This window comes from Mesorhizobium sp. M1A.F.Ca.IN.022.07.1.1 (assembly GCF_003997575.1).
Taxonomy (GTDB): domain Bacteria; phylum Pseudomonadota; class Alphaproteobacteria; order Rhizobiales; family Rhizobiaceae; genus Mesorhizobium.
In genome coordinates, this window is the sequence record NZ_RZST01000185.1 from 1 (window position 1) to 11,758 (window position 11,758).

The window sequence follows — 11,758 nt, forward strand, 5'->3', positions numbered from 1 at the left end:
CGGCGGCGCGCTCTATCTTAGCACCAAGCCGCAACCCACGAACGGCGACAGCGGCATGCCGTTCTGGAACGCCGTCTTCGGCGAAGCGCGCCGCGCGCTGCAGGAGGCCGAACGGCAGATCGATCCAGGGCAGTTGCAGAAAGCGGCGGAGCTGATCGCCAAGGCCAGGCAAGTGACGGTATTCGGACTTGGCGGCAGCTCATCGGCGCTGGCGCAAGAGACGCAGTATCGCCTGTTTCGCTATGGCATCACCATCAGCGCGCAATGCGATCCGTATCTGATGCGCATGACGGCTTCGACGCTGAAGCCGGGCGATGTGGTGATCGCGATATCGGCGACCGGCCGTACCCGAGAGGTGATCGAGGCGGTGGAGCTTGCCAAGCACTATCGCGCCGACGCGATCTGCGTGACCGCGCCGGACACGGAGCTGACACGCGTCTGCGATGTCCAGCTGACGATGGCGGTTCCCGAATATCCCGACACGCTGAAGCCGACAGCTTCGCGCTACGCCTTCCTTGCGGCCATCGACCTGCTCGCGGTCGCGTCCGCCTACAAGCTCGACGGCCCGGCGCGCGAGACGGTGCGCCGCATCAAATATAACGCCCAGATCCATCGGACGGGGAAGGAGATGGAGCCGCTCGGCGACTGAGAACAGCCGCAACGCGGCTATGATCTGCGTATTCAGGGGAACGAACATCAATGCTCGACATCGCACCATCGCAACAGGCGGCAACCTGGCTCGGCACATTCGGCCGCGCGCTCGAGGCGGGTGACATCGAGGCGGCGACGCACCTTTTCGTGGACGATTGCTACTGGCGCGATCTGCTGACCTTCACATGGAACATCAAGACCGTGGACGGCCAACCGGCGGTCCGCGAGATGCTCAAGGCGACGCTTTCCTCGACGCAACCATCGCACTGGCGCCTGTCCGGGGAGTCAAGCGTCGCCGACGGCGTCATCGAGGCCTGGTTCAGCTTCGAGACGGCCGTGGCGCGAGGCGAGGGCATCCTGCGGCTCAAGGATGGCCGCTGCCGGACGCTGTTCACGGCGATGAGCGAGCTCAAGGGTTTCGAGGAGCAGAAGGGGCCTGCCCGGCCGCTCGGCATCCGCCACAAGGCCGATCCCGAACGCGAGACCTGGGCGGAAGCAAGAGCGCGCGAGGCGCGTGAGCTCGGCGTGCACGAGCAGCCCTATTGCCTGGTGATCGGCGGCGGCCAGGGCGGCATCATGCTCGGCGCCCGTCTGCGGCAGCTCGGTGTTCCCACCCTCATCGTCGAGAAGAACGCGCGCGCCGGCGATTCCTGGCGCAACCGCTACCGCTCGCTCGTGCTGCACGACCCGGTCTGGTACGACCATCTGCCCTACATTCCGTTCCCGGAAAACTGGCCGGTGTTCACGCCCAAGGACAAGATGGGCGATTGGCTCGAAATGTATGCCCGCGTCATGGAGCTGAACTACTGGGTCGCCACCAAATGCATCAGTGCGGCCTATGACGAGCCCGAAAAGCTCTGGACGGTGGTGGTCGATCGCGCCGGCGAGCGCATCACGCTGAAGCCGAAGCACATCGTGTTCGCCACCGGCGCCTACGGGCCGCCGCGGCAGATCGATCTGCCTGGCGCGGACAGCTTCAAAGGCGAGCTTTTGCATTCCAGCCAGTACTCGACCGGCGAGAAATTCCGCGGCAAGCACGTCGCGGTGATCGGCGCGGCGAGCTCCGGCCACGATGTCAGCGTCGACCTCTGGGAAGCCGGCGCCAAGGTCACCATGGTGCAGCGCTCGCCGACGACGGTGGTGAAGTCGGACACGCTGATGGAGGTCGGCTTCGAGATCTTTTCGGAAAAGGCGCTGGCGCGGGGCATCACCACCGACAAGGCCGACATGATCGTGGCTTCGACACCCTTCGCGCTGGTCCCAAAAGGCCAGCGGGCGCTCTATGACGTCATCCGCGAGCGCGACGCGGATTTCTACAAGCGCCTCAGCGACAGCGGCTTTGCCATCGACTTCGGCGAGGACGAGACCGGACTGCTTATGAAAGCCTATCGCACCGGCTCCGGCTACTACATCGATGTCGGCGCCTGCGAGCTGATCCTGAACGGCGAGATCGCGGTGAAGAGCGGCGTCGGCATCAAATCGCTGACGCCGACCGGCATCCTGTTTGAGGACGGCAGCGAGCTGGCGGTCGACGCGATCGTCTCCTGCACCGGCTACCAGTCGATGAACGAGACCGTGGCAGGGATCGTTTCCCGGGAGGTAGCCGACAAGGTCGGGCCGTGCTGGGGCCTCGGCTCCGGCGTCAAGGGCGATCCCGGCCCGTGGCAGGGCGAGTTGCGCAACATGTGGAAGCCGACCGCCCAGGAGGCGCTATGGTTCCACGGCGGCAATCTCGCGCTGTCGCGCTTCTATTCGAAGTTCGTGGCGCTGCAGCTCAAGGCGCGGATGGAGGGGATTGCGACGCCGGTCTATGGCGAGCCGAGCAATTCGCGACGGTGAGCCAATCAGCGCCCGAAGTGCCTGGCCGCAACCTCGACATGCGTGTGGTGCGCATGGGCCTCGAAGCGCTCGGTCTCATTGTGGTCGGGCGTCTCGTTCCGCCACCATTTGCCGCCAATGACGATGCCATTCGAGACCAGCCGCTGGTCCGCAATAAGTGACGCACCGACCGCGTCGACAAAGGTGAAGCGGCCGGGCTGCAGCCTCAGCACCGCGACATCGCCGATGCCGCCGACTTTAAGCGCCCCGAGCTCGGGCTTGGCGATCGCTTCGGCCGGGCGCTGCGTTGCGGCGCGCACGACCTCGACCAGCGGCATGCCGAGCGCCATGAGCTTCGACATGCAGACGAGAATATCGAAGGCAGGGCCGTCGACGCAGTAGAGATGCACATCGCTCGAGATGACGTCCGGCGCCAGCCCTTCCGCCAGCATCGCCTTCGCCACCTCGAAGTCGAAGGAGCCCATGCCGTGGCCGATGTCGAAGATGACGCCGCGCTCGCGCGCCTGCCGCATATCCGGCCGCACCGCGCCCGAAGCGAAGACCGGCGCGTTGGGGAACGGCCGGAAGCAGTGAGTGAGGATGTCGCCGCGGCGGAGCCTGGGCAGCACTTCCCAGCGGCCGGGCGGCGGCTCGTCGATGTGCGCCATCAGCGGCAGGCCGGCTCGGTCTGCGGCTTCGAGCGCGAGGTCGACCGGCGCGATGCCGCTGGTGCCGCCGGCATGCTTCCCGGAACGGACTTTTACGCCGACGACGACGGCGGCGTGCTCGCGCACCGCGGCCACCGTCTCGCGCGGCTCGCAGAGCCTGAGATCGCTGCATTCGCCGACGGATATGGTCTTGGTGTACAAGAAGAAGACGGCATACGAGATGTTGACGTAGGCAAGGATGCGGACCTTCGAACGCTCGATGACATGGCGGCGAAACCCCAGGAAATTGCCGGCGACGGCGCTGCCGGCATCGATGAAGGTGGTGGTGCCGCTCTTGGCGGCGAGACGGTCAGCGTCGACGCCGAGCGAGGTGCCGCCCCAGTAGACGTGGCTGTGCAGATCGACGAGGCCGGGGGTGACGATGCAGCCCCCGGCGTCGACCACCTCATCGGCGGTCTCGCTATCGATGGTCGCTTCGATGGCGGCGATTCGGCCATCGGCGACAGCGATGTCGCGCGGCGCATCCAACCCGGAAGCCGGGTCGATCACACGGCCGCCCTTGATCAACAGATCGAACTGCATTCCGCGCCTCCGTTGCTGTCTGGCCGCGATCAGACCGGCCGGTAGGCGACGGCCTCGATCTCGATCTTGATGTCGATCATCAGGCGCGACTCGACGGTGGTGCGCGCCGGTGGGTCGTTCGGGAAGTGCCTGGCATAAACCGTATTGAAGGCGCCGAAATCGCGGGCGTCCTCGAGCCAGACGGTGGTCTTCACCACGTCGTCCATGGTGCATCCGGCCAGCGCCAGCGCAGCCTTGACGTTTTGCAGCACCTGCTCGGCTTGGTCAGTTATGCCGCCCTTGACTACCAGGCCGTCGCTGCCCACCGGCACCTGGCCGGAGACATAGACGAAATCGCCGGCGCGGACGGCAGGCGAGAGCGGGACATGCGACTTTCCGAAGCACTGCTTGGGCAAATGAATCTCCTGTTGTCGAGCGTAAGGACCGTTCTTGCAGCCGTCTACGCTTGTAGAGGTGATCCTCCAAGAGGCAATGTCGGAAAGCAACATTTTTTCGGAAATTCATGTTGCTTTATTACAAATCGTGAGCATCCTGCACCCCGAATCCTGAGATGCGACCGATGGGTTGCTGATCGAACGCAAGGGGAAGAACCAACATGACCTTTGACAAGAATCCGTTTCCGGAAGGCGATGCCGATCGCCATGCGCTGTGGGAAATGCTGGTGCGGCGCGACATCGACGCCTTCCTCGGCCAGGATTGGTCGTTGGTCGAGGACGACTTCATCGCCGAGAGCTTCTTCGGCATGCATGCGCATTTCCTGCCCAATGCCGACGCCTGGCGGCTGCAGTTTCCCAAGCTGGAAATCTATCGCGACGAATGGCTGCGGCAGGCCAAGGAAACAGCCGCGACGGAATTCGCCGAGCCGCTGCGCGAGGCGATTTTCCGCGTCACAAATCTGCGCGACATCGACGTCGACGGCGATCGTGCTGTGCTGCACAAGAAGTTCGACGGCTCGATCGCCAAGGCCGACGGCAGCGTCGACCGCCTGAAATGGCAGACGCTCTACTTCTGCCGCAAGGTCGGCGGGCGCTGGAAGATCACCGGCTTCGTCGGTTATATGCCGCATCCGCTGGGAAGCTAATGCATGTCGCCCGGACGTACGCGCGTTCTGGGACACCGACATGCCCCAAACAAGGATTTACAGCGCCTCGCCTAATCCTTTTCAGCGCAACGAGGTTTAGGACAGGCGCGGCAACCGCTCGTCGGGCGAGCGGTGATCGAAGACGACGCCCATGGTCTTACCAACAGCGGCCATGACGATCAGTTCGACCAGATGGTCGTCGCTGTCTCCGCAGGCGGGGTCCGATTGGCGGATGGCATCGAGCATTGCCCGGGTCGAAACAGTGTCGCCGGCGCGAAATTTCGAAAGAGCAGACGAAACAATGTCTTGCACCGTCAGGTCTATGACGGGCACTTCCGCAGCGACGTTCATAAGCCTCCTCCTGCCATGAACCCCTCCCTCAAGGGATGATACGCTGATCGGGGGATTGCGCCAGCGAAATGGTGGTCGGACCAGTTCAGCTGGCGATGGCCTGCCGTTAAGTGTGGAACATCGCGCCGAGCCCTTGGCCCCATGCTCGACGCCCCGCGCGCCGGTTGCTAAGTCCCTCCCGCGCAGGGAGACTATCCGAGTCGAGAATATGACGGTTGCGATCGAGATGGGGCAGACGTCGGCAGGCGCGCCGGCGGCCCTCGACCTTGAGGAGCTGCTGGCGACCCGCCTGCTGGTGCAGGGCAATTCGGGCTCGGGCAAGTCGCATCTGCTGCGCCGGCTGCTGGAGCAGAGCGCGCCCTGGGTGCAGCAGACCATCATCGATCCCGAAGGCGACTTCGTCTCGCTCGGTGAGCGCTACGGCCATCTTGTGATCGACGCCGAGGATCATACCGAGCGCGGCCTGCAGGCGGCCGGCGAGCGAGCGCGCATCCACCGCGTCTCGACGGTGCTAAACCTCGAAGGGCTCGATGCCGAGAACCAGATGCGGCGCGCCGCAGCCTTCCTTGGCGGGCTGTTCGAGGTCGCGCGCGACCATTGGTATCCGATGCTGGTGGTGGTGGACGAGGCGCAGCTCTTCGCGCCGGCTGCTGCAGGCGAGGTCTCGGATGAGGCGCGCAAGCTTTCGCTCGGCGCCATGACCAATCTGATGTGCCGCGGCCGCAAACGCGGGCTTGCCGGCATCATCGCCACGCAACGGTTGGCGAAGCTCGCCAAGAACGTCGCGGCGGAGGCCTCCAACTTCCTGATGGGCCGCACCTTTCTGGACATCGACATGGCGCGCGCCGCCGACCTGCTCGGCATGGAGCGGCGGCAGGCGGAAGCCTTCCGCGATCTCGAGCGCGGGCATTTCATGGCGCTCGGTCCGGCGCTGTCGCGCCGCCCGCTCAGCGTGCGGATCGGATCGACCGAGACGAGCCCGCGCAACGGCACGCCGCGGCTGATGCCGCTGCCCGAAGCGACGCTCGAAGATGCGCGCGCCATCATCCTCGCGGCACCGCCGCCGGAGACGGTCCGGCCGCAGCGCCGGCCTTCGCCCGACCTGCTCGATCAATTGATGGCGGCCAAGGCCGCGCCGCTCGACATCCGCCCCGAGCCGGCCGAGCCGCAGCCGAGCGCCGAGGACCTCGCCGAGCGGCGCGGGCGGATGGACCGTATCCTGCGCGCTATCTTGGCTGAGCCCGATGCCGGATTCCGCGTCATCGGCGTGCTCTATCAGGAGTTCGTGGTCCGCTGCCGAATCGAAGGACTCGCTTCGGTGGTGCCCGACCTTTCGGAATTCCGACGCATGCTGACGCGCGCCCGCGCCGGCGTCGGCTCGGACATCGCCGAGGACGACGCGTGGCGCGACATCTCCGTGCGCGCATCGCTTCTGCCGGAGGACATGCAGGGCGTGTTCATGATGATCGCGAGGGCGGCGAAGGAAGGCTGGCCCTGCCCGAGCGACGCGGCGATCGCCCGCGCGTATGGCTCGCATTCGCTGCGTCGCGCCCGGCGGCTGCTCGATTACATCGAGGAGCAGGGGCTGATCGTGTGCCAGATCGACGGTGTTGGCCGCCGCACGGTGACGCTGGTCGAGCTCGCCTGGGCAACGGCCCCGGGCGATCCGAATGCCGGAGAAGAAGAGCCGGGCAGTTCGGCTGCATAAGAATCCGGCCTGAGTGTCTCTACGGCAAGCTTCGCCACATCTGATTAACCACCTGTTCAAACAGGCACGGAACCAAACAGGCCGCGATGCGTTCTGGCCCTCGGCTTAATTTAGCTGTCGGGGCAGGCGCGGAGGGGAGTGTGGGCGTTTCTCGTTCGTCAAAGGAACAATTCGATTCCCGTCAGATTCTCAACGCCCTCAAAGCCTTTCGAAACGGTGACTTCTCCGTCCGCATCGAGAATTCTTATGAAGGGTTGAACGGCGAGATCGCCGACACATTCAATCAGATCGTCGAGTTGAACGACCAGATGGCGCGAGAATTTGCGCGGCTGAGCAGGGTCGTCGGCAAGGACGGCCGCATCGGGGAACGCGGCCATGTGAGGAACGCCAAAGGCAGCTGGGAATCGAGCGTCCGTTCGGTCAACGACCTGATCGAGGACATGGTGCAGCCCACCGCGGAAGTTGCCCGCGTCATCGGCGCGGTCGCCAAGGGCGATCTGTCCCAATCCATGATGGTGGAAATTGACGGCAGGCCGCTTCGTGGCGAATTCCTGCGCATCGGTAAAATCGTCAACACCATGGTTGAGCAGCTCGCCTCCTTCACGTCGGAGGTGACGCGTGTGGCGCGCGAGGTCGGCACCGAAGGCAAGCTGGGCGGTCAGGCACGCGTCAGGGGGGCGGCCGGCACTTGGAAGGACCTGACCGACAATGTCAACGCGATGGCGACCAACCTGACCAGCCAGGTGCGCAACATTGCGGAGGTGACTACGGCTGTCGCGTCTGGCGACTTGTCGAAGAAGATCACCGTCGACGTGAAGGGCGAGATCCTCGAACTGAAGAACACCATCAACACGATGGTGGACCAGCTCAACTCCTTCGCCTCGGAGGTGACCCGCGTCGCGCGTGAGGTCGGCACCGAGGGCAAACTCGGAGGCCAGGCCCGTGTCGAGGGCGTTGGCGGTACTTGGAAGGACCTCACCGACAGCGTCAACCTGATGGCCGCCAACCTGACCGGCCAGGTCCGCAACATCGCCGATGTGACGACGGCGGTGGCTTTGGGCGACCTCTCCAAGAAGATTACCGTCGACGTGAAAGGCGAAATCCTGGAACTGAAATCGACCATCAACACCATGGTCGATCAGCTCAACTCATTTGCCGGCGAGGTGACGCGCGTGGCGCGCGAGGTCGGCACGGAAGGCAAGCTCGGCGGCCAAGCACAGGTGCGCGGTGTCGCCGGCACCTGGAAGGACCTGACCGACAACGTCAATTCCATGGCGGCGAATCTTACCGGTCAGGTGCGCAACATCGCCGAAGTGACTACCGCGGTGGCACTGGGTGACCTCTCGAAGAAGATCACCGTCGATGTGAAGGGCGAGATCCTGGAGCTGAAGAACACCATCAACACGATGGTGGACCAGCTGAACTCCTTCGCCTCGGAAGTCACACGCGTGGCACGCGAGGTTGGCACCGAGGGCAAGCTGGGCGGCCAAGCTGAAGTCCGCGGAGTCGGCGGCACATGGAAGGACCTGACGGACAACGTCAACCTGATGGCCGCCAATTTGACCGGGCAGGTGCGCAATATCGCCGATGTGACCACGGCCGTTGCCAGGGGCGACCTTTCGAAAAAGATCACCGTCGATGTGAAGGGCGAAATCCTCGAACTGAAGAACACCGTCAACACCATGGTGGACCAGCTCAATTCCTTCGCGTCGGAGGTCACCCGCGTGGCGCGCGAAGTGGGCTCGGAAGGCAAACTGGGAGGTCAGGCGCATGTCGAGGGCGTCGGCGGCACCTGGAAGGATCTGACCGACAATGTCAACGCGATGGCCGGCAATTTGACCGTGCAGTTGCGCGACGTCTCCAAGGTCGCGACCGCAATCGCCACCGGCGACCTGACCCAGAAGATCACCGTCGACGCCTTGGGCGAAATCCTGCAGATCAAGGACGTCATCAATACGATGGTGGATCAGTTGAACTCCTTCGCCTCGGAGGTGACGCGCGTCGCGCGCGAAGTGGGTTCCGACGGCAAGCTCGGCGGACAGGCGCAGGTGCGCGGCGTCGCCGGCACCTGGAAGGACCTCACCGACAACGTCAACGCCATGGCCGCCAATCTCACGGGCCAAGTGCGCAACATTGCGGAGGTGACGACCGCCGTCGCGCTCGGCGATCTGTCGAAAAAGATCACGGTCGATGTGCGCGGTGAAATCCTGGAGCTCAAGGACACCATCAACACGATGGTGGACCAATTGAACTCCTTTGCCTCGGAAGTGACGCGCGTGGCGCGCGAGGTCGGCACCGAAGGCAAGCTCGGCGGTCAGGCACAGGTGCGCGGCGTCGCCGGCACCTGGAAGGACCTGACCGACAATGTCAACTCGATGGCCGAGAACCTCACCGGTCAGGTTCGCAACATCGCCGAAGTTACCACAGCGGTGGCGCGAGGCGACCTGTCCAAGAAGATCACCGTCGATGTCAAGGGCGAGATCCTGGAGCTGAAGTCGACCATCAACACCATGGTCGACCAGCTCAACTCGTTCGCCGGCGAGGTGACGCGCGTGGCGCGCGAGGTCGGCACCGAAGGCAAGCTCGGCGGTCAGGCTCGGGTGGAGGGCGTGGCCGGCACCTGGAAGGACTTGACCGACAACGTCAATCTGATGGCGACCAATCTGACCAACCAGGTGCGCGGCATTGCGGACGTCGTGACCGCCGTTGCCCAGGGCAACCTGAAGCGCAAGCTTGCGGTCGATGCCAAGGGCGAGATCGCTTCGCTGGCGGACACGATCAACGGCATGATCGAGACGCTGGCGACTTTCGCGGATCAGGTGACCAACGTGGCTCGCGAGGTCGGCATCGAGGGCAAGCTCGGCGGTCAGGCCAGGGTGCCGGGCGCCGCCGGCCTATGGCGCGACCTGACCGACAACGTCAATCAGCTGGCGGCGAACCTGACGACCCAGGTCCGGGCCATCGCCGAAGTGTCGACCGCGGTGACCAAGGGCGACCTCACCCGCTCGATCAGCGTGCAGGCCTCCGGCGAGGTCGCGGCGCTGAAGGACAACATCAACGAGATGATCCGCAACCTCAAGGACCAGACCTTGAAGAATGCCGAGCAGGATTGGCTGAAGACCAATCTCGCCCGTTTCTCGCGCATGCTGCAGGGCGAGCGGGACCTTGCCACGGTTTCGCGGATGATCATTTCCGAGCTCGCGCCGCTGGTGAACGCGCAATATGGCCTGTTCTACGTCACCAATCGCGACGAGGAAGAATCCTATCTGGAACTGGCCGCGTCCTACGCCGCCGAAGGCAAGGCCACCGTCCGCCAACGGGTCGACTTCCGCGAAGGCCTGATCGGGCAGTGCGCCGCCGACAAACGGGCAATCATGCTCGATGACGTCCCATCGAGCTTCCTGCGCATCACCTCCGGCCTGGGCGAGGCCCCGCCGGCGAGCGCCATCGTCCTGCCGGCATTGTTCGAGGACGAGGTCAAGGCGGTCATCGAACTCGCTTCGTTCAGCCGGTTCAGCGATACGCACCGCCTTTTCCTGGAGCAGCTCATGGAATCGGTCGGTATCGTGCTCAACACGATCGCTGCGACCATGCGCACGGAAGGGCTTCTCAAGCAATCGCAGCTTTTGACGTCCGAACTGCAGTCGCGTCAGACCGAGCTCACCAAGAAGCAGGAAGAGCTTCACGCCACTAATGAGGAGCTGCAGGAAAAGGCGCAACTGCTCGAGAATGAAAAGAAGCAGGTGGAAAACAAGAATCTCGAGATCGAGATGGCCAGGCGGGCTCTGGAGGAGAAGGCCGAGCAGCTGGCGCTGACCTCCAAATACAAATCCGAATTCCTGGCGAACATGAGTCACGAGCTGAGGACGCCGCTAAATTCGCTTTTGATCCTGTCCAATCTGCTTGCGACAAACCAGCAGGGGAATCTGAACGACAAGCAGATCGATTTCGCGCGTACGATCAACTCGGCAGGTACCGACCTGCTCAGCCTCATCAACGACATACTGGATCTTTCCAAGATCGAGTCCGGCACGGTGTCGATCGAAATCAACGACATGCCGCTCGCACACCTGCGCCAGCATATGGAGCGGACTTTCAGACAGCTTGCGGCTGACAAGGGGCTCGGCTTCACCATCAAGATCGAGCAAGCCCTGCCTGAGACGATCCGCACGGACGAAAAGCGGCTGCAGCAGATCGTGCTCAATCTGCTGTCAAATGCCTTCAAATTCACTTCCAATGGCGAGGTGATCCTGAACATCCATGCCGAGAGAACCGGCCGCAAAAACGGTGCGGCGCCGCCCCGGGCGCTGGCGATCGCCGTTACCGATACCGGGATCGGCATTCCGGAAGACAAGCAAAAGCTCATCTTCGAGGCCTTTCAGCAGGCCGACGGCACGACCAGCCGCAAATACGGCGGCACTGGCCTCGGCCTTTCCATCAGCCGGGAAATCGCCCGGTTGCTCGGCGGTGAGCTGCGCGTCGAAAGCGAGCCAGGCAAGGGATCGACCTTCACCTTGGTCATCCCCTTCGATGGCCCGCGCAGCAGCAGCCTGGCGGCGCCGATCGAGCTTTCGCCTGCCGACTTTATCGCGGCGGGCGTCCAGCCAGAAGACACTTCGGGTACCCCAGAACTTGCGGACGATCGTGACACGATCAACCCCTCGGACAGGGTGGTGCTTATTGTCGAGGACGACCCGACTTTTGGAGGGCTGCTGCTCGGTCTTGCTCGATCCGCCGGACTGAAGGGGGTACTTTCAACGGCCGGCTCCGGCACGCTTGCACTGACCCGCAAGCTGATGCCCGATGCCATCACGCTCGATCTCGGCCTTTCAGACATCGACGGCTGGGTGCTTTTCGACCTTCTGCGGCATGACGAGAAGACCAGGAACATTCCGATCC

At 63.8% G+C, this 11,758-nt stretch carries 9 protein-coding genes; 5 read left to right on the top strand and 4 right to left on the bottom strand.

Annotated features, from left to right (window positions below; genetic code table 11):
* Both EOA75_RS20010 and EOA75_RS20015 read left to right on the top strand, forming a co-directional pair.
* Positions 1 to 649: MurR/RpiR family transcriptional regulator (locus EOA75_RS20010; protein ID WP_164747460.1), on the top strand; the 649-nt coding region annotated here is incomplete at its 5' end.
* A gap of 50 nt (positions 650 to 699) precedes the next feature.
* Entirely contained in the window at positions 700 to 2,490 is a 1,791-nt protein-coding gene (locus EOA75_RS20015; protein WP_127214024.1) for an NAD(P)/FAD-dependent oxidoreductase, read from the top strand.
* A gap of 5 nt (positions 2,491 to 2,495) precedes the next feature.
* Here EOA75_RS20015 and EOA75_RS20020 read toward each other — a convergent pair whose 3' ends face one another.
* A complete protein-coding gene (locus EOA75_RS20020) occupies positions 2,496 to 3,719 on the bottom strand; it encodes an amidohydrolase/deacetylase family metallohydrolase (RefSeq protein WP_127324973.1) in 1,224 nt (407 codons plus the stop codon).
* Positions 3,720 to 3,748: 29 nt separating this feature from the next.
* A complete protein-coding gene (locus tag EOA75_RS20025; RefSeq protein WP_067318812.1) occupies positions 3,749 to 4,114 on the bottom strand; it encodes a RidA family protein in 366 nt (121 codons plus the stop codon).
* Between the two features lie 200 nt (positions 4,115 to 4,314).
* Here EOA75_RS20025 and EOA75_RS20030 point away from each other — a divergent pair, with 200 nt between their 5' ends.
* Entirely contained in the window at positions 4,315 to 4,800 is a 486-nt protein-coding gene (locus EOA75_RS20030; protein ID WP_095823478.1) for a hypothetical protein, read from the top strand.
* 96 nt (positions 4,801 to 4,896) lie between these two features.
* Here EOA75_RS20030 and EOA75_RS20035 read toward each other — a convergent pair whose 3' ends face one another.
* The gene (locus EOA75_RS20035; protein WP_067318808.1) at positions 4,897 to 5,151 is read right to left on the bottom strand and encodes a hypothetical protein; all 255 of its coding nucleotides are present in this window, start codon (positions 5,149 to 5,151) and stop codon (positions 4,897 to 4,899) included.
* 208 nt (positions 5,152 to 5,359) lie between these two features.
* Here EOA75_RS20035 and EOA75_RS20040 point away from each other — a divergent pair, with 208 nt between their 5' ends.
* The gene (locus tag EOA75_RS20040; RefSeq protein ID WP_127324974.1) at positions 5,360 to 6,859 is read left to right on the top strand and encodes an ATP-binding protein; all 1,500 of its coding nucleotides are present in this window, start codon (positions 5,360 to 5,362) and stop codon (positions 6,857 to 6,859) included.
* A 158-nt stretch (positions 6,860 to 7,017) separates the two neighbouring features.
* Here the strand turns inward: EOA75_RS20040 and EOA75_RS35790 are convergent, their stop codons facing one another.
* Positions 7,018 to 7,236, bottom strand: a complete 219-nt coding sequence (locus EOA75_RS35790) for a hypothetical protein (protein ID WP_292092141.1) — start codon at positions 7,234 to 7,236, stop codon at positions 7,018 to 7,020.
* Between EOA75_RS35790 and EOA75_RS20045 the strand changes: the two genes are divergently transcribed.
* The coding region (locus tag EOA75_RS20045) for a HAMP domain-containing protein (RefSeq protein WP_348628670.1) at positions 7,237 to 11,758 on the top strand (4,522 nt) is incomplete at its 3' end.